This is a genomic window from Nonomuraea sp. NPDC001699 (genome assembly GCF_053596455.1).
In genome coordinates this window covers 235,108-252,291 of record NZ_JBSFGF010000001.1, presented here as the reverse complement: position 1 = coordinate 252,291, position 17,184 = coordinate 235,108, and the positions used below count along the sequence as shown (strand labels likewise).

Below are 17,184 nucleotides of genomic sequence, written 5' to 3'. Positions count from 1 at the left end.
CGATGAGGCGGCACGGCTTCGTCGCGGGCTTCCTCGCCCTGCCCGTGATCCTCTACGCGGTCTTCGTGATCAGCCCGTACGTCCAGGCGTTCCAGATCGCGCTGACCGACTGGCGCGGGGTCTCGGCGAACCTGAACTTCGTCGGCCTGGACAACTTCCGGCGGATGCTCGGCAACGACACGTTCTGGCAGGCGGTCCGCAACCACGCGGTCCTGCTGGTCACGGTGCCGTTGGTGACCATCGCCCTCGCGCTGGTCTTCGCGTACCTGCTGGGGGACTCGGCGGGCACGCCGGGCGCCAAGGTCTACCGGGTGATCTTCTTCCTGCCGCAGGTGCTGGCGGTCGCGGTGGTCGGGGTGCTGTTCAAGGCCGTCTACCGGCCGGACGCGAGCGGCGTGCTGAACGGCGCGCTGACGAAGCTGGGCGTCGAGCCGGTCGGCTGGCTGACGGACCAGAACCTGGCGCTGTGGTCGATCATCGCGGTGATGGTGTGGCAGGCGGTCGGCTTCTACGTCGTGCTGTTCTCGGCCGGTATGGCGGCCATCCCGAAGGACGTCTTCGAGGCGGCCGCCCTCGACGGCGCCGGACGGCTGCGCATGTTCTTCTCCATCACGCTGCCCCTGGTCTGGGACACCGTCCAGGTGGCCTGGGTCTATCTGGGGATCGCCGCGTTCGACGGGTTCGCACTGGTCAACGTGCTGTCGGTGGAGCAGGGCGGGCCGGACGGCGCGACCACCGTGCTGGCCACGGAGATCTACAAGAACGCCTTCTCCTACTCCCGTTTCGGCTACGCCTCGGCCATGGGCGTGGCGCTGTTCTTCCTGACCCTCACCTTCGCCGCGCTGACGTTGCGCGTGACCCGTCGCCAGAAGGTCGTCTACTGAAATGTTCCGAAAAATCAGCATCCAGGCCGTTCTTGGCCTCTGGGCGCTGCTCATCATCGCCCCGCTGCTGTGGACCCTGCTGGCCTCGTTCAAGAGCAACGCCGAGATCTTCGGCGACGCCCTGCAACTGCCCGGCGAGCTGCGCTGGGACAACTGGGCGCGGGCCTGGGAGCGGGCCAACATCGGCCGCTACATGCTCAACACGGTCATCGTGGTCTTCTTCGGCGTCGCCGGGACGATGCTGCTCAGCTCGATGGCCGCGTACGTGCTGGCCCGCTACCGCTTCCGGGGCAACCGGCTGGTCTACTTCCTGTTCGTCTCCGGCATGGCCTTCCCCGTCTTCCTGGCGCTCGTGCCGCTGTTCTTCGTGGTGGACGGGCTCGGGCTGCTCAACAGCCACGTCGGCCTGGTGCTGGTGTACATCGCCTACTCGCTGCCGTTCACGGTGTTCTTCCTGACGTCCTTCTTCAGGGCCCTGCCGGACGCGGTCGCCGAGGCGGCGATGATCGACGGCGCCTCGCACACCCGCACGTTCTTCCAGGTCATGCTGCCCATGGCCCGGCCCGCGCTGGTCAGCCTGACCATCTTCAACGTGCTGGGCCAGTGGAACCAGTACCTGATCCCGCTGGTCCTGCTGCCCGGCGACAAGAGCCTGTGGGTGATCACCCAGGGCGTGGCCGACATCTCCACCATCGCCGGGTACGAGGCCGACTGGCCCGGACTGTTCGCCGCTCTCAGCATGACAGTGCTTCCCGTCGTGCTGATCTATATCGTCTTCCAGCGACATATCCAGTCCGGGCTGACATCAGGAGCGCTGAAGTAGGCATGTCTTCGGGAAACCCCACCGTCTTCCGCACGCTCAACGAGCGCGCCGCGCTGACCCTGCTCCTGGAGCACGGCGGCCTCACCCGTGCCGAGCTGGAACTGCACACGGGCCTGTCCAAGGCGTCGGCGGCCGAGGTGCTGCGCAGGCTGGAGGGCAGCGGGCTCGCCAGGAAGGCCGGCCTCAAGCCCGGCAACGCCGGGCCGGCCGCGCAGATGTGGCAGCTCGACGGCGCGGCGGCGCGCGTCGCGGGGGTCGATCTCACCACCAGCTCGATCGAGGTGTCGGTCGCCGACCTGACCGGCCGGGTGCTCGGCAGCCACCGGACCGAGGCCACCGGCGACGCCCGGCGGCTGCTGGCCGAGACGCTCGGCGCGGCCGGCTTCGACCTGGACGAGCTCGACCAGGTCGTGGTGGGCGTGCCCGGCGTGGTGGAGGCCGACGGGCGGCGGCTGCGGCAGGCCGTGCAGCTTTCCGGCTGGTCCGGCCTGGACGAGCTGCCGGGCAACGTCCGCCTGGAGAACGACGTCAACCTGGTCGCCATCCGGGAGCTCCAGGAGCACGAGGACAGTAGTTTCGTCCTGCTCTGGGTGGGCGGCGGGGTCGGCGCGGGAGTCGTGCTGAACGGCGGGCTCTGGCGTGGCGTCACCGGGCGCGGCGGCGAGGTCGGCTCGGTCATCGTGCCCGACCCGGTCACCACCGGCCGCCGCTACGGACAGGACGGCGGGCCGCTCGGCGCGCTGCTCGGCGCCGAGCCGCTGGCCGCGCTGGCCGAGGCGCACGGCCTGGCCGGCGAACCCACGCTGACCGCCGTGAGCCGGACGCTGGCGGGCGCCGACCCGGGCTTCCTCGACGACGCCGCCGCACGGGTGGCGCTCGGCGTGACGGCCGCGATCGGCGTGCTGGACCCGGGCCTGGTCGTGCTGGCCGGGCCGTTGTGCGTCGCGGGAGGCGAGCCGCTCAGGGCGCGGGTCGCCGACCGCCTGGCCTCGACACCCCTGGTGCCGGTGACCGTCGCCCTCAGCGCCGCGCGCGGCAACGCCGTGCTCGACGGCGCCCTCTGCTATGCCCTGGACCTGACCCGCGAGCGGGTCTTCCAAGCCGGTACGGCCGGCCGTACCGGCGAATCCAACCCCTAAGGACGCACATGTTGAGAACCCTCGTGATCGCCGCTCATCCCGACGAGCCCGAGATCTACGCGGGCGGCACGGCCGCGCTGCTGGCCCAGGCCGGCCACGCGGTGAAGTTCCTGACGCTCACCAACGGCGACGCCGGGCACCACGTGCTGGAACGCGGTCCGCTGGCCCGCCGCCGCGCCCAGGAGGCCTGGCGCGCGGCCGACGCCCTGGGCGTGGTGGACTACGAGATCTTCGACGTGCACGACGGCATGCTGGAGCCCACCGTCGAGCTGCGGTTGCGGGTGCTGGCGGAGATCCGCGCCTGGCGTCCCGACCTGGTGATCGCCCTGCACGCCGACGGCGGCGGCCATCCCGACAACCGCGCCGCCGGGCAGCTGGCCGCGCACGCGGTCGAGTTCGCGATGACGCGCAACCTGGAGGTGGGCAAGCCGGCCCTGGAGCGCATGCCGGTGTGCCTGCTCATGACGGACTACGCCTCCGCCCCCGTGCACCGCCCCGACGTGGTGGTGGACGTGTCCCCCGTGCTGACGGCCAAGCTGGACGCCTGCCTGGCCCACGCCTCCCAGTTCCTGGAGTTCGCGCCGTGGCAGCGGGGCTTCCTGGACCAGGCGCCCGAGCCCGGCGACGTCGCGGCCGGACGGGCGTTCGTGCTCGAACACTGGGCGGACTTCGCGAAGGAGGAGACCTTCCAGCTCGCCGGCTACGGCAGGAGCACCGACGTCGAGGAGGTCAGGCGCCTGCTCGCCGGGAACCGCGAACCGGCCGCGTAGCCGCCCGCCTCAGCCGGTGTAGTTCTTGCCGGGGGCCTTGCCGGGGATCGGCTTGGCGACGACGGCGACGGGGATGAAGAAGCAGATCTGGCTGATCGCCAGGATGAGCGTCCACATGGCCTTGTCGTCGTAGTGGGCCGTCGCCCTGGCGTACAGCTCGTCCGGGACGCGTTCCCCGGACGGGTTCGCGGTGAGGACGGCCTCCACCAGCTCCAGCGCCACCCGTTCGGCGCCGGAGAAGTAGGGGGCGTCCCGCCAGGACGCCACGGCGGCCAGGCGCTCGTCCGGCTCCCCCGCCCTGCGCAGCAGGTCGGCCTGCCGGACCGTGTGGTACGTGCTGCCGACGATCTGCCCGGCGCGCAGTTGCACCAGGCCGACGGTGGTCCCCGGGATCGCGCCGTTGCGCGTGGCCTTGGTCATGGCGACGGCGATCTCTCCCAGTTCGGGGAAGAACCGGGAGGGATCGGGCAGACGCGACTGGAGGTTCTCCTGCTCGGTCGTCGTGGACATCGGCTTCCCTTCTTCTGCGATCGTCTCTCGGCGGTCCGACGACGCAGCGTCCGGGAATGTGAGGGTCAGGCCGCCGTCCAGGGGTGGAGCTTGTCGGGATTGCGTACCGCCCACAGGCGCTTGATCCGGTCGCCGGCCACGTCGAAGGCCACGACCATCACGGTGACGCCGTCCCGTTGAGCCACCAGGCCGGGCCGGCCGTTGACCGTGCGCTCCAGCAACGTCATGGACGGCGCCCGGACGCCGATCTCGATGGCGAAACGGGCGAGCCGGTCCGCGCCCTCGACCGGCCGGAGCACCGCGCTGACCACGCCGCCGCCGTCGGCGACGCCGACCGCGTCGGGGTCGAGGAGGGCGATGAGGGCCTCGATGTCCTTGGCCTCCCACGCCTGCTTGAACTCGCGGACGATGCCGGCCTGGCGGGCCACCGGCGTCACCGAGGTCCGCGCGGCGTCGATGCGGTGGCGGGCGGAGGAGGCCAGCTTGCGGCAGGCGGCCGGGGTGCGGCCGACGATCTCCGCCACCTCGGCGAAGGGGTAGCGGAAGACGTCGTGCAGGACGAACGCGACCCGCTCGGCCGGCGTCATCGACTCCAGCACGACGAGGAAGGCCATGTTGACCGACTCGTCCAGGGTGACCCGGTCGGCCGGGTCGTCGGCGGCCCATTCCGTGCGGTCGGGCAGCGGTTCGGGGATCCACTCGCCCACGTACCGTTCCCGGCGGGCACGGGCCGAGCCGAGCAGGTCCAGGCAGACACGGCCGGCGACCCTGGTCAGCCACGCGCCCGGCGACTCGATGGCCTCCTGCTGCCGCCGCGACATGGCGTACCAGCGGGTGTAGGTCTCCTGGACGACGTCCTCGGCGTCGGCCAGCGAGCCCAGCAGCCGGTAGGCCAGGTTGATGAGCTGCCTGCGCTCTCTCATGATCGCGTCCAGGCTCGGGTCGGATGCGGTGGTCATGGTGGACGACTCCCTTAGTCGCTTTTGCCCTATCGTGTCCGACGAGACAGCGCCTCTGATCGTGAGGTCACCGCGCCGACCTCACATTTCCGGCGGTCACGTCGTCGGACTCTTGAAGGCAAGCCCCAGAAGCGGGCCGCCACCACCCGGCGGCCGAGGAGTTCCCCATGTTGCTGCGTGTCGCGATCACCCTGCAGACCCTGGCCCTGTTCGCCGCGCCGGTCACCGCCGGACTGCTGCTGTCGGTGCCCAACGGGCAGCCGTTGCACAGTGCCGCCGCGTACACGGTATTCGGCGTGGCGGTGCTGCACCTGGTCGCCGCGATCCTGGCGTGGCGGCCGGGCGGCGGCTCCCCGAAGCCCATCATGCACGCGGCGGGGTTCCTGGTGCTGGTCAGCGCCCAGGTGGCGCTGGGCATCGCGCACGTGACGACCGTGCACGTGCCGCTGGGCGTGCTGCTGTTCGCCGGCAGCGTGCTTCAGCTCAGCCGGGTCTGGACGGCGCGGTCCAGCGACCGGGTCAGCCGCACGCCCTCCTCGGTGTAGCCGAGAGCCGCGTAAAAGCGGCGGGCGGTCGCGTTGTCCGACGCTGCCGGTCCACCGAGACGACGCCGACGACCCGGGTCCCCCGTACGGCGACGAAGACGGCTCCCCGTCGTTCCCCCGCCGAGGCGACGGACCCGGTGAGCCACCGCTCCGCCGCCCGTGCGGCGGCTTCGGCGTCCCGCCAGGACGCCACCCCCTCCGCCAGCCGTGGAGCCAGCGCCAGCACCCCTGGACGGTCCTCCTCGCGGAAGGGCCGCACACGGACGTGCGCCTGATCCGGATCCTCCATGCCGAGCAGCATGACAGGCCGGACCATCAGGAATAAAGCCCCGGGTACGCGGGTCAGGCCCGCTGCTGGATCCGGACCATGTTGCCCGACGGGTCGCGGAAGGCGGCGAGCGACTCGTCCAGGTCGTCGACGGTGATGTGGCAGTACTGGAGTGCGATGGTCATGCCGCCCAAGCCAGGCGTCGCCCGCCTCCGACCGCTCTGCCGCGGCCCGGCGCGGGTGCTTCAGCGCAGGTCGCCGGTGATGATCCACAGGTGGCCGTACGGGTCGCGGAGGCGGCCCGAACGTTTGCCGTAGGGCCGGTTCTCGATCGGCACGACCGTCTCCGCCCCCTGGGCGGTCATGCGTTCGCCGACGGCGTCGGGGTCGCCGACCTCGACCTCCAGGAGCACCGGGGAGCCGCCCAGGTCGTCCGGCGAGAGCCAGCCCCACGCGGCGACGGCCGGTGAGACCCGGAAGGCGGCGCGCCCGAGGCGGTGCTCGATGACGGCGGGCCGCCCGTCCTCGCCCTGGTCGGCGCGGAACACCTGCTCGGCGCCCAGGGCGTCCTGGTAGAAGGCGGAGGCCCGGTCGGGGTCGGGCACGATGAGACGGGGAAAGAGGTTCAGGTCCATACGGCCATCGTGGCTTCGCGCGGCGACGGCGGTCTTGAACATCTGGGAACGCCCCGCGACGGGCCACCGGCGCCCGTGGGCGCCGGTGGGGCGGCGCGACGGGCGTCAGCGCGGGGGTTGGGGGGTTGGGCCTTCGGTGCGCAGCCATTCCGTGGGGGTGCAGCCGGCCATCGCGCGCCACTCGCGGGTGAGGTGGGCCTGGTCGGCGAAGCCCGACGCGGCGGCCACGTCCGCCAGCCCGGCCGCGCCGGACCGCGCGGCGGCCACGAGCCGGGCCCGGGCGGCCTCGAACCGGACGAGCCGCTGGTACTCCTTCGGCGTCACCCCCAGCTCGGCGCGCACCGCGCCGCTCAGGTGGCGCCGCGAGCACCCGAGGAGCCGGGCGGCCTCCTCGACCCGGCCGGTCCCGGACAGGGCCGCCAGCGCCGCGCGGGGTGTACGGCGGGCGGCGCGGTCGCCGTGGCGGGCCAGGCCGGCGAGCAGGCGGCGTTCGACGAGGGCACGGCGCTGGGCCCAGGACCGGCAGGCCGCCAGGCGCTCGGGCAGGTCGGCCAGCGCCGGGACGACGTCCGCGAGCTCGGCCACCTCCCCCGCCAGCGCCGACGCGGGGACCCCGAGCAGCGCGGCGGCGCCCGGCGGGGTGAGCGTCAGCCACAGCCCGCGCGTGCAACCCCGCTGCCGCAGCTCGGCCGCGTCCAGGTGCAGCCCGGCCACGGCGGCCCGCAGCCGCCGCCCCGGGCCCGGCCGCCCGACCCATGCGATGTCGACCGGGTCCGCCTCCGGGATCGTGATCGACAACGTGGACGACGGGAGCCCGCGATGAACCCCGCCAGAACCGGGCCCGAGGTCGTAGGCGGCCAGCGTCGTCACGTACGGCGACAGCGCGGCGGGCATCCCATCAGCGCTCACCCGGCCACAGTACGTGCCGCCACCGGTTCGACGTGCGGGTGAGGGGCAGGCAGGGCGGGGTAGCGGCCAGGGCATGCACACACTCGTCAAGGGACTGATCGCGGGAGCGGCAGGCACCACGGCCCTCAACACCGTCTCCTACCTGGACATGCTCGTCCGGGCGCGGGCCGCGAGCAGCACGCCGCGCCAGGCCGTGGAGAAGCTGTCCGGCCTGACCCACACCGACCTCGGCGACGGCGACCGGGGTGCCAACCGCGTGGAGGCGCTGGGCTCCCTCATGGGGTACGCGACCGGGATCGCCTCGGCCATCGCCTACGGGGTCCTGTCGGGGCGGCGCAGGTCGTGGCCGGTCGGGGTGCTGGCGCTCACCGCTCTGGCCATGTCCGGCTCGAACGTGCCGCTGACGCTGCTCGACGTCACCGATCCGCGCGAGTGGCCGGCGGGCGCGTGGGTCTCCGACGTGATCCCGCACCTGGCGTACGGGGTCACGGCGTACGCGGCGTACGAGCTGATGCGCTGACCTCGGCCCGGCGGATTCTGTCGGTGGCGCGGTGCATGATCGAGCCGTTCGACCGCGACCGCGAAGGAGCTCGGGATGTCCCCCACACATCCGCAGGTGACCGGCCACCCCTTTCTCAAGGCCATGTACGACGACGGCTACTACCCCGATCACGTCGTCGACAAGGGCCGGGCCGTCCTGCTGCGGCTGTGCGAGCGCATCGAGACCGAGCAGCCCGCCGACCTGGCGGCCCTCTACGCGCTCACGCATGCCGCGACGGAGGAGTTCAACGAGCTCGACGAGGAGTTCCACGAGGCCGGCAGCGAGATCGAGACCGTCGCGCGCGACGCGATCGGCGAGGAGTTCTGGTTCGTGGCCTCGACCTACGGCTTCCCCGAGGCGGACGTGGAGGAGCTGATCGCGCCCCGCGAGTGGTGATCCGCCCGCAGGCGTCAGGCCTGGGGGTTGAGGCGGGCGTAGGCCGCGGGCGGCATGCCGACGGCGGCCGTGAAGTCGCGGGTCAGGTGGGCCTGGTCGGTGTAGCCGAGCTCGGCGGCGAGCGTGGCGAGGTCGAGGCCCTGCTGCACGCGTTCCGCGGCCTCGTGCAGCCGGAAGCGGCGGATCACCCATTTTGGGCCGATGCCGACATAGTCCCGGAACAGTCGTTGCAGCGAGCGCACTGACCGGCCCGCTCTGGCGGCCAGTTCGTCGACCCTGGTCACGGTCACGTCGTCCTCCACCATCCCCACCAGCGCCGCGGCCTCCTCGGCCAGCGGGTCCGGCTCGGGCCCGAGCTCCAGCAGGAACGCCTCCACCAAGGCGATGGCGGCGCCCGGGTCCTGCTCGGCCAGCACGCCTTCGACCAGGGCCGGGCCGGACGCCGCGAACATCTCGCCGATCTCCACGAACCGGCCGGTGAGCTCCGACACCGGGGCGCCGAGCAGCGTCCGGAAGCCGCCGGGGCGGAAGCGGGTGCCGAGCGCCCGGCCGCTGCCCCGCATCGTGTACGAGAACCCGCCGTCGATCACGCCCGCGATCTGGTGGAAGTCCTGGACGATCGTCATGTTCACGGTCGGGTGCGACAGGATGCGCTGCTCGTACGGCTCGACGAGGTCGGTCCAGGTGACGACCCAGAAGTGGTCCACGTACGCGGCCAGCTCCGGCGACGGCGCCTGCCGCGCGAAATCGAAGGCGGCGAGCCCCGCGTACGGGTTGACCCAGCCGCGCTGTCGCGTTTCTACAAGCCGTGCCTCGGGCAGGCGGGACATCATGTCTGCCATGGAAGACATGATGCCGCTGATGGCGCGGGCCACCGACCGGACCGCGGGTCTGGTGACCGGGGTGCGGCCCGAGCAGTTCGAATCCCCGACGCCCTGCGCGGAGTTCGACGTCAAGGCGCTGGTCAGCCACCTGGAATGGGTGGCGGAGATGTTCGAGTCGCTGGCGCGCGGCGGGGAGCGCACCGAGCAGGGCCCGTACGCGGGCGACTTCCCCGAGCGGGCCGGGCGCATGCTGGACGCCTGGTCGCGGCCGGAGGCGTGGGAGGGCACCTGCGACGCGCTGGGCGGCCTGCCGATGACCATGGTGGCCCACCTGTGGCTGGTCGACATGGTCGTCCATGGCTGGGACCTGGCCAGGGCCACCGACCAGGCGTACGAACCGGACGCGGAGGCGGTGTCCCGGGGGCTGCGGTTCACCGAGGAGACGGTGGAGATGGGCCGGCGGCAGGGGGCGTTCGGGCCGCCGGTGGCGGTGCCGGACGACGCCCCGCCGTTCGACCGCCTGCTCGGCCTGATCGGCCGCGACCCGGCCTGGAAGCCCTGAGAGGGGGCGCTGCGGCAGCTCCGCATGCGCGCAGCACCCCCGCGGGGCCGGTCGGCAGGCCCCTGGTTGGGTCAGGAACGAATCAACGCCCGGCAGTGACGGGCTCCGCGCCCTCCCGGGCAGGGACGGCACGCCGCCCGACGGCGACGAGCGCCGCGGCGATGTACAGGACCTGCTCCGGAACGCGCTGCCACAAGGGCGACGCCTCCCCGCCCGCGAACGGCACGTCGGAGACCGCCGCGTAGATGTTCGCCGGAAGCAGGAGGACGAACAGCAGAGCCAGGCAGAGCCCGGCGGCCCGGCGCGTGCCCGGCAGCACCAGCCCGAGCGCCCCGGCCAGCTCGAACACGCCGGTCAGGTAGACCATCGCGGCCGGGAACGGCACGAAAGGTGGCACCATGCGCACCAGGTCGCCATGGTTCGGCATGAAGGTCACACCCTCGGGGACGAAGTGCGCGCTCCCCGTCATGACCAGCATCACCGCCAGCCCGTGCGCCACGGACACCTGCAAGGTGCCGAACCGCCGCACCCCGAGCACGCCCAGCAACCGGAAGCCCACCGTCGCCACCAAGAGAACGATCACAGTCATCGGGAACACCTCATTGGATAGTAGCGTTATCCGGATGTTGGATAATGCTACTATCCAATGAGTGTCATGGCAAACGGGCCGGCGAGACGTCCCCGAGCCGCAGGTCGCCCTTGAAGACCAGGTTCGGGTGCTCCGGGACGACGAGGAAACCGCGCGGGTCGGTCCGTCGACGACGGGGACGGCTTCAGCGGTAGCCGGTCAGGCCGTCCGCCAGTTCTTCCTCGTCACCGTCCCGGTGCGCGGACAGGGCCTGTTGCAGGGCGAAGGTCGCCCGGATGACGGCGATGCGGCCGGCCGTCCCGCTGTCCGACCAGCCGCCCAGCGCGAGCACCCGATCCAGGAACCGCGTGTCGTAGCCGGCTCCGACGGCCGCGAGGTCCTCGGCGGGATCGCCGATCGTGACCTCGTCCCAATCGATCACCCCGCCCAGCACGGGCAGTCCGTCCGCGCACTCCCACAGGACGTTCTCGGGGCCGAGATCGCCGTGCACCACCGCGTCGGCGACGTGCGGAAGGCCGTCGAGCGCCGCGAGCTCCCGCTCGGCCCGCCGGCGTCCGCCGTCGGACATGAGCCCGAACAGCTCGGCGCGGACGTCCGCCGCGAACTCCCGCCATCGATCGCGCGGCGCCGGCAGGGCCGCTCGCACGCTCTCCTCGGCGCCGATCCTGGCCAGTTCGGTGAGCAGCGTGACGTACTGAGCCGCCGCGGCCTCGGCCACCCGGGCATCTTCGAGCGCCTCGGCCTCCAGCGGGGCTCCGGGAACGCGGCTGAGCACCAGGAACCGCGGCTGGTCCGCGCCGTGGCCGCCACCCTCCGACAGCGGCCGAGGCGTACGGAACCCGAGCTCGAACCCGGCGAGCAGGCGCAGGACGGCGGCCCGCTGCGGCAGCCGGGTGGCGGCGGCCTCGGTGCGAGGCAGGCACACGACCCGGTCCGCGCCGATCACCACCTGGTGGAACTGCCCCTGACGGACGGTGAGGTCCTCCAGGTCGACGCCCGGCAGCAGCCGGCTCAGCAGAGCACGATTCACCCGCGACATCTCCTCAGGGCGTCGTCGGTCACGGCACTAGATGCCGATGGCGGCCTCGGGCTGCATGAGACGGCGGGCCGCCTCGGTGATCGAGCCCGACAGCGACGGGTAGACCGCGAACGTGTGGGCGACCTGGTCGACCGTCAGCCGCTGCTGCACGGCCAGCGACACCGCGAGGATCAGCTCCGAGGCGCGCGGGGCCACGATCACGCCGCCGAGCACGATGCCGGTGTGGGGGCGGCAGAACAGCTTGACGAAGCCGTCGTTGAAGCCCTGCATCTTGGCCCGCGCGTTGGTGGCCAGCGGCAGCTTGACCACGTTCGCGTCGATCTCGCCCGCCTCGATCGAGCGCTGCGCCACGCCGACCGCCGCGATCTCGGGGTCGGTGAAGATGTTGGAGGCCACCGTGGCCAGCCGCAGCGGCTGGACGGCCTCGCCCAGCGCGTGCCACACGGCGATGCGGCCCTGCATGGCGGCGACCGAGGCCAGCATGAGCACGCCGGTGCAGTCGCCGGCCGCGTAGACGCCGGGCGCGGAGGTGCGGGAGACCTTGTCGACCTTGACGAAGCCGTTGCGGTCGAGCTGGACGCCGGCCTCCTCAAGGCCCATGCCGCCGGTGTTGGGGACCATGCCGACCGTCATCAGCGCGTGGGAGCCCTCGGCCGTGCGGCCGTCCTCCAGGGTCACCACCACGCCGTCGGCCGTGCGCTTGACGGAGGCCGCGCGCGAGCGGCCCATGACGTTCATGCCGCGCCGCCGGTAAACCTCTTCGAGCACCTCGGCGCCGTCGGCGTCCTCGTTGGGCATCATCCGGTCGCGGCTGGAGACCAGGGTGACCTCCGCGCCGAGCGAGCGGTAGGCGCCGGCGAACTCGGCGCCGGTCACGCCGGAGCCGATCACGATCAGGTGCTCGGGCAGCTCCTCCAGGTCGTAGAGCTGCCGCCAGGTGAGGATGCGCTCGCCGTCGGGCTCGGCCCCCGGCAGCACGCGCGGCGTCGCGCCGGTGGCCACCAGCACCACGTCGGCCCTGATCGTACGGTCGCCCGCGCGGACGACCTGCGGATCGACCAGCCGCCCCCGCGCCTTGATGATCTCGACGCCCTCGGCCTCGACCCGGGTCGCGATGTCGGCCGACTGGGCCTGGGCCAGCTCCTTGACCCGCTTGTTGACCAGCGGCAGGTCGACGCCGACCACGCCCGCGTCGCCGTCGGGGCCGCCCGAGAACGACACGCCGAGCGAGGGCGCGTCGAGAAGTGCCTGCTTGCGGACGGAGGTCGCGATCAGCGTCTTGGACGGCACGCAGTCGGTGAGCACGCAGGCTCCGCCCGGGCCGTCCTGCTCGACCATCGTGACTTGCGCGCCTAGCTGGGCGGCCACCAGCGCCGCTTCGTAGCCGCCTGGTCCGCCACCAATGATCACGATCCTCGTCACGTGTCCCATTCTCCCGCACGTGCCCCCGGAAGCCGCAACCGGGCCATGGCGGGATGACGCTCCCGTGGACATGGGGGACACATGGGCCTTCCGTGCCCGGCTTGATGGACCGACACGCCGGGTCAGCGTGGCAGGATGGCGCGGTAGCTGGATGACGAGCGGCACCCGGCGAGAGGGGTGGATCGTGGCGTGGCTTTCGGATCAATCAGGGAAGCCGAATGATCTACGGCTGTATGCCTCCTACGGGATGAACATGGACCCCGAGCAGATGGCCATGCGCGCCCCGCACTCCCCGATCTGGGGGGTCGGCTGGCTGACCGGCTGGCGGCTGACCTTCGGCCGCACCGACAGCAAGTGGGAGAGCTCGATCGCCACCATCGTGGAGGATCCCGACGAACACGTCTTCGTCGTGCTCTACGACGTGCCCGAATGGGAGGAGACCTCGCTCGACCAGTGGGAGGGCGCGGTCCGCGGGGCGTACCACAAGGTGCGGCTGCGGGTGCAGACCCTCGACGGCGAGGCCGTGGCCTGGTTCTACGTGCTCGACGGCTACGAGGGCGGCCTGCCCTCGGCCCGCTACCTGTGCAACCTGGCCGACGCGGCCGAGCGTGCGGGCGCCCCCGACGACTACGTCAAGGAGCTGCGGGAGCGCCCCTGCACCTCGGCGCCCTAGCGCAGCGGCTCGTCCTTGGTCTCACGCAGCACGAAGACGTAGACCAGCGTGGAGATCAGGGCCAGGGCGGACATGTACCACGGGAACATCCCGGGGTTGCCCGCCTTCTGGAGCGCGGTGCCGATCAGCGGCGCGGTGCCACCGAAGATCGCCACGGTCAGCGAGTACGGGAACCCGGCCCCCGCCGCCCGCACCCGGGTCGGGAACAGTTCGGAGTTCACCGCGGCCGAGACCGAGGTGAAGCAGCCCAGGAACACCATGCCGATCATCTGCACGACGAGCAGGCTCGCGAAGGAGTCGGTGAGCAGCCCGAGCAGCGGCACCGGCAGGATCAGGAAGCCGAGCCCGAACGCGATCAGCATCGGCTTGCGCCCGATCTTGTCCGACAGCAGGCCGAGCAGCGGCTGCAAGAACATGAAGAACACCAGCGAGATCGTGCCGACCTGCAGCGACTCGGCCTTGTCGAACGAGACCGTGATCTGCGCGTAGGTGGGCAGGAAGCTGGTCCAGGTGTAGTACGCGACGGTGCCGGCGATCGTGATGCCGACGATGGTGAGCGCGGACTTCGGGTGGAGCCTGAGGAACTCGAACATGCCCGGCCGCTTGACCTCGCCCCGCTGGATCTCCTCCGCGACCGCCGAGGTCTCGTCGGCGCCCTTGCGGATCCACAGGCCGACGAGGCTGAGCAGCGCGCCCACCAGGAACGGGATGCGCCAGCCGTAGGAGCTCATGTCCTCCTTGACCAGCGTCGCGGTGAGCACCGCGGCCAGTCCGGAGGCGATGAGCTGGCCGATGGTGGTGCTGACGTACTGGAAGGAGGAGAACAGGCCGCGACGGCGCGGCGGGGCCGACTCGACGAGGAACGTGGTGGCGGCGGCGAACTCACCGCCCACGGACAGGCCCTGGACGAGCCGGGCCAGCGTCAGGATGACCGGTGACAGCAGCCCCACGGCCTCGTAGGTGGGGGTCAGGCCGAGCAGCAGCGAGCCGCCGCCCATCAGGACGATGGTGAAGGTCATGGCGGACTTGCGGCCGTACCGGTCGGCGAAGGCGCCCACCAGCAGACCGCCGAGGGGCCGCATGAAGAAGCCCACCGCGAAGACCGCGAACGAGCTCAGCAGCGGCACCAGGCTGTTGCCCGAGCTGTCGGGGAAGATCTGCGCCGAGAAGACCGTGGCCAGGAAGGTGTAGGCGTACCAGTCGTACCACTCGACCACGTTGCCGATGCTGGCCGCCATCAGCTGACGGACCCTGCTCTTGGGTATGCCGAGCGGCGATTGCGCGACGGGGGAGGTCGACACGGCATGTCTCCTTTTGCTGACACGTGGGGTGATGGCTTACTGTGCATTCGGAAGACCGAAACAGTCAAATGTCTGGGCAATTATTTACAAACCCGACACGGAAGCGGTTGCAGGTGGACGTTCTCGACCGACGGCTCGTCGCCGCGCTCCAGGTCAGCCCGCGCGCCACGTGGGGCGAGATCGGCCGGGCGGTGGGCGAGCACGAACGCACGGTCGCCCGCCGGCTCCAGCGACTCATCGCCGACGGCGTCGTCCGTGTCACCGCGATCTACGACGACCTGCGCACCGGCCACGGCCGCCCCGCGCACCTGCACGTCCAGGTGCGGCCCGGCACGGCGGCCCAGGTGGCCAGGTCGCTCACCGACCGGCGCGACACGCGGTCGGTCTACGCGCTGACCGGGGCCGCCGACCTGGCCTGCGAGCTGGTGCCGCCGTCCCGGCAGGACCTGCACACCATCCTGTCCCACGACATCAGCGACATCGACGGCGTGCTCCAGACACAGACCCAGGTCGTGCTGCACACGTTCACGACCGTGGCCGAGTGGCACGCGCCCTTCCTGACCGAGCGGGAGGTCGCCGAGCTGCGCCCCGCGCCGCCGCCGCCCGACCTGCCCGACGAGGACGGCCTGTCGCCGCTGGAGAAGGAGATCGCCGAACTGCTGGCGGCCGACGGCCGGGCCGCCTTCACCACGATCGCCGAACGGCTCGACCTCTCCGTGCCGACCGCCCGGCGGCGGGTCGGCTCGCTCATCGACCGGCGGTTACTGCTGCCGCGCGCCGAGGTCGAGCCCGCGCTGCTCGGGCTGGAGGTCGAGGCCATGCTGTGGCTGAAGGTGCGGCCGTACGGGCTCGGCGAGACCGGCCGGCGCCTGGCCGCGCACCCCAACGTGCGGTACTGCGCCGCCACGTCGGGCACCCACTCCCTCATCGTGCAGGTGGCGGTGGCCCACGAGGCGGACCTCTATCGTTTCATGACCGACGTGCTCGGCCGGCTCGACGAGATCACCGACAGCGACCTGACCCTCATCACCCGCGCGTACAAACGCGGCCACCTTCACAAGTCCGGACTGCTCACCCTGGAGAAGACGCCATGACACCTGCCGAGAAGGAAGTCGCCGACCTGTGCGTGGAGCTGATCCGCGTCGACAGCAGCAACTACGGGGACGGCAGCGGCCCCGGCGAGCGGGCCGCGGCCGAGGTCGTCATGGCCCGGCTGGACGAGGTCGGCATCGAGGCGACGTACGTCGAGAGCGAGCCGGGGCGCGGCAACGTGGTCACCCGCGTCGAGGGCACCGACCCGTCCCTGCCGGCGCTGCTCGTCCACGGTCACCTCGACGTGGTGCCCGCCAACGCCGCCGACTGGTCGGTCGATCCCTTCGCCGGCGAGGTCAGGGACGGCTACATCTGGGGCCGCGGCGCCGTGGACATGAAGGACATGGACGCGATGATGCTGGCCGTGCTGCGCCAGCTGAAGCGCGAGGGACGCCGCCCGCGCCGCGACATCGTCTTCGCCTGGGTCGCCGACGAGGAGGCCGGCGGCGTGTACGGCGCCAAGTACCTCACGGCCCACCACCCCGAGCTGTTCGAGGGCGTGACCGAGTCAATCAGCGAGGTCGGCGGCTACTCGCTGGAGGTCGACCCGTCGCTGCGGCTGTACCTGATCGAGACGGCCCAGAAGGGCCTGGCCTGGATGAAGCTGGTCGCCGACGGCACCGCCGGGCACGGCTCGATGCTCAACTCCGACAACGCGGTCACCGAGGTCGCCAAGGCCGTGGCCCGGCTCGGCGGGCACGAGTGGCCGCTGACCTACACGCCGACCGTGCGCCAGTTCCTCACCGAGGTCGCCGACGCCTTCGGCCTGCCGTTCGACGAGGACGACCCGGCCCCGCTGCTGGACAAGCTCGGCCCGCTGGTGCGGTTCGTCGGCGCGACGCTCCGCCACACCACCAACCCGACCCAGCTCGACGCCGGCTACAAGTCCAACGTCATCCCCGGCCAGGCCACGGCCGTCGTGGACGGGCGCTTCCTGCCCGGCTTCGAGGACGACTTCTTCAAGACCGTCGACTCGCTCATCGGGCCGAACGTGCGCCGCGAGTTCGTGCACCACGACATCGCGCTGGAGACGACGTTCGACGGCGCGCTGGTCGAGTCGATGATCGCGGCGCTGAAGGCCGAGGACCCGACGGCGCGGGCGGTGCCGTACTGCATGTCGGGCGGCACCGACAACAAGACCTTCTTCGCCGACCTCGGGGTGCGCGGGTTCGGGTTCGTGCCGCTGCGGCTGCCCGGCGACATGGACTTCGCCTCGATGTTCCACGGCGTGGACGAGCGGGTGCCGGTGGACGCGCTGCAGTTCGGGGTGCGGGTCCTGGACAGGCTGCTCCTAAACTACTGA

20 protein-coding genes are annotated in these 17,184 nt (G+C 71.8%); 11 read left to right on the top strand and 9 right to left on the bottom strand.

Going from position 1 to position 17,184, the window contains the following annotated elements; all coding sequences use genetic code 11:
* The first annotated feature begins 2 nt into the window (after nucleotides 1-2).
* From ACWCSU_RS01275 to ACWCSU_RS01260, 4 genes are read left to right on the top strand one after another with little or no spacing between them, the layout of a single operon-like run.
* Complete coding sequence (locus ACWCSU_RS01275; protein ID WP_357702466.1) at nucleotides 3-884, top strand: carbohydrate ABC transporter permease; 882 nt, start codon at nucleotides 3-5, stop codon at nucleotides 882-884.
* A 1-nt stretch (nucleotide 885) separates the two neighbouring features.
* Nucleotides 886-1,707 (top strand): carbohydrate ABC transporter permease, encoded by an 822-nt coding sequence (locus tag ACWCSU_RS01270; protein WP_357702464.1) that lies wholly within the window; start codon nucleotides 886-888, stop codon nucleotides 1,705-1,707.
* A 2-nt stretch (nucleotides 1,708-1,709) separates the two neighbouring features.
* Complete coding sequence (locus ACWCSU_RS01265; protein ID WP_357702462.1) at nucleotides 1,710-2,846, top strand: ROK family transcriptional regulator; 1,137 nt, start codon at nucleotides 1,710-1,712, stop codon at nucleotides 2,844-2,846.
* Between the two features lie 8 nt (nucleotides 2,847-2,854).
* Complete coding sequence (locus ACWCSU_RS01260) at nucleotides 2,855-3,616, top strand: PIG-L deacetylase family protein (RefSeq protein ID WP_357702460.1); 762 nt, start codon at nucleotides 2,855-2,857, stop codon at nucleotides 3,614-3,616.
* 9 nt (nucleotides 3,617-3,625) lie between these two features.
* Here the strand turns inward: ACWCSU_RS01260 and ACWCSU_RS01255 are convergent, their stop codons facing one another.
* Nucleotides 3,626-4,126 (bottom strand): carboxymuconolactone decarboxylase family protein, encoded by a 501-nt coding sequence (locus tag ACWCSU_RS01255; RefSeq protein ID WP_449932757.1) that lies wholly within the window; start codon nucleotides 4,124-4,126, stop codon nucleotides 3,626-3,628.
* A gap of 65 nt (nucleotides 4,127-4,191) precedes the next feature.
* On the bottom strand, nucleotides 4,192-5,085 hold the full coding sequence (gene sigJ / locus ACWCSU_RS01250) for an RNA polymerase sigma factor SigJ (RefSeq protein WP_449932755.1): 894 nt from the start codon (nucleotides 5,083-5,085) through the stop codon (nucleotides 4,192-4,194).
* A gap of 167 nt (nucleotides 5,086-5,252) precedes the next feature.
* On the opposite strand from sigJ, the gene ACWCSU_RS01245 reads away from it, so the two are divergent.
* On the top strand, nucleotides 5,253-5,630 hold the full coding sequence (locus tag ACWCSU_RS01245) for a hypothetical protein (protein WP_357702455.1): 378 nt from the start codon (nucleotides 5,253-5,255) through the stop codon (nucleotides 5,628-5,630).
* A 513-nt stretch (nucleotides 5,631-6,143) separates the two neighbouring features.
* On the opposite strand, the gene ACWCSU_RS01240 is transcribed toward ACWCSU_RS01245, so the two are convergent.
* The gene (locus tag ACWCSU_RS01240; RefSeq protein WP_357702451.1) at nucleotides 6,144-6,533 is read right to left on the bottom strand and encodes a VOC family protein; all 390 of its coding nucleotides are present in this window, start codon (nucleotides 6,531-6,533) and stop codon (nucleotides 6,144-6,146) included.
* A 105-nt stretch (nucleotides 6,534-6,638) separates the two neighbouring features.
* Nucleotides 6,639-7,442, bottom strand: coding sequence for a helix-turn-helix domain-containing protein (locus ACWCSU_RS01235; RefSeq protein ID WP_449932752.1), 804 nt, complete (start codon nucleotides 7,440-7,442; stop codon nucleotides 6,639-6,641).
* A gap of 73 nt (nucleotides 7,443-7,515) precedes the next feature.
* Between ACWCSU_RS01235 and ACWCSU_RS01230 the strand changes: the two genes are divergently transcribed.
* Complete coding sequence (locus ACWCSU_RS01230; RefSeq protein ID WP_357702447.1) at nucleotides 7,516-7,962, top strand: hypothetical protein; 447 nt, start codon at nucleotides 7,516-7,518, stop codon at nucleotides 7,960-7,962.
* 75 nt (nucleotides 7,963-8,037) lie between these two features.
* A complete protein-coding gene (locus ACWCSU_RS01225) occupies nucleotides 8,038-8,379 on the top strand; it encodes a DUF5713 family protein (RefSeq protein ID WP_357702445.1) in 342 nt (113 codons plus the stop codon).
* Nucleotides 8,380-8,393: 14 nt separating this feature from the next.
* Here the strand turns inward: ACWCSU_RS01225 and ACWCSU_RS01220 are convergent, their stop codons facing one another.
* Nucleotides 8,394-9,221, bottom strand: coding sequence for an AraC family transcriptional regulator (locus ACWCSU_RS01220; protein ID WP_449932749.1), 828 nt, complete (start codon nucleotides 9,219-9,221; stop codon nucleotides 8,394-8,396).
* On the opposite strand from ACWCSU_RS01220, the gene ACWCSU_RS01215 reads away from it, so the two are divergent.
* Nucleotides 9,220-9,765 (top strand): TIGR03086 family metal-binding protein, encoded by a 546-nt coding sequence (locus tag ACWCSU_RS01215; protein WP_449932747.1) that lies wholly within the window; start codon nucleotides 9,220-9,222, stop codon nucleotides 9,763-9,765. The two genes, ACWCSU_RS01220 and ACWCSU_RS01215, sit on opposite strands and share 2 nt — an antisense overlap.
* Before the next feature lie 82 nt (nucleotides 9,766-9,847).
* On the opposite strand, the gene ACWCSU_RS01210 is transcribed toward ACWCSU_RS01215, so the two are convergent.
* The 3 genes from ACWCSU_RS01210 to ACWCSU_RS01200 form a co-directional block, all read right to left on the bottom strand.
* On the bottom strand, nucleotides 9,848-10,354 hold the full coding sequence (locus ACWCSU_RS01210; protein WP_449932745.1) for a DoxX family protein: 507 nt from the start codon (nucleotides 10,352-10,354) through the stop codon (nucleotides 9,848-9,850).
* 184 nt (nucleotides 10,355-10,538) lie between these two features.
* Complete coding sequence (gene vph, locus ACWCSU_RS01205; protein WP_449932743.1) at nucleotides 10,539-11,393, bottom strand: viomycin phosphotransferase; 855 nt, start codon at nucleotides 11,391-11,393, stop codon at nucleotides 10,539-10,541.
* A 27-nt stretch (nucleotides 11,394-11,420) separates the two neighbouring features.
* Nucleotides 11,421-12,815 carry an NAD(P)H-quinone dehydrogenase gene (locus ACWCSU_RS01200; protein ID WP_357702436.1) on the bottom strand — a complete coding sequence of 465 codons (1,395 nt, stop codon included), beginning with the start codon at nucleotides 12,813-12,815 and terminating at the stop codon, nucleotides 11,421-11,423.
* Nucleotides 12,816-13,062: 247 nt separating this feature from the next.
* Between ACWCSU_RS01200 and ACWCSU_RS01195 the strand changes: the two genes are divergently transcribed.
* Nucleotides 13,063-13,488 (top strand): gamma-glutamylcyclotransferase, encoded by a 426-nt coding sequence (locus ACWCSU_RS01195; protein WP_357702434.1) that lies wholly within the window; start codon nucleotides 13,063-13,065, stop codon nucleotides 13,486-13,488.
* Here the strand turns inward: ACWCSU_RS01195 and ACWCSU_RS01190 are convergent.
* The gene (locus tag ACWCSU_RS01190) at nucleotides 13,485-14,789 is read right to left on the bottom strand and encodes an MFS transporter (protein ID WP_357702432.1); all 1,305 of its coding nucleotides are present in this window, start codon (nucleotides 14,787-14,789) and stop codon (nucleotides 13,485-13,487) included. The two genes, ACWCSU_RS01195 and ACWCSU_RS01190, sit on opposite strands and share 4 nt — an antisense overlap.
* A 113-nt stretch (nucleotides 14,790-14,902) precedes the next feature.
* Here ACWCSU_RS01190 and ACWCSU_RS01185 point away from each other — a divergent pair, with 113 nt between their 5' ends.
* Together ACWCSU_RS01185 and ACWCSU_RS01180 are read left to right on the top strand one after the other, a co-directional pair.
* Nucleotides 14,903-15,883: an Lrp/AsnC family transcriptional regulator gene (locus tag ACWCSU_RS01185; protein WP_357702430.1), complete on the top strand. Its 981-nt coding sequence runs from the start codon at nucleotides 14,903-14,905 to the stop codon at nucleotides 15,881-15,883.
* Complete coding sequence (locus ACWCSU_RS01180) at nucleotides 15,880-17,184, top strand: M20/M25/M40 family metallo-hydrolase (RefSeq protein ID WP_357702428.1); 1,305 nt, start codon at nucleotides 15,880-15,882, stop codon at nucleotides 17,182-17,184. The genes ACWCSU_RS01185 and ACWCSU_RS01180 overlap by 4 nt, the downstream gene beginning before the upstream one ends.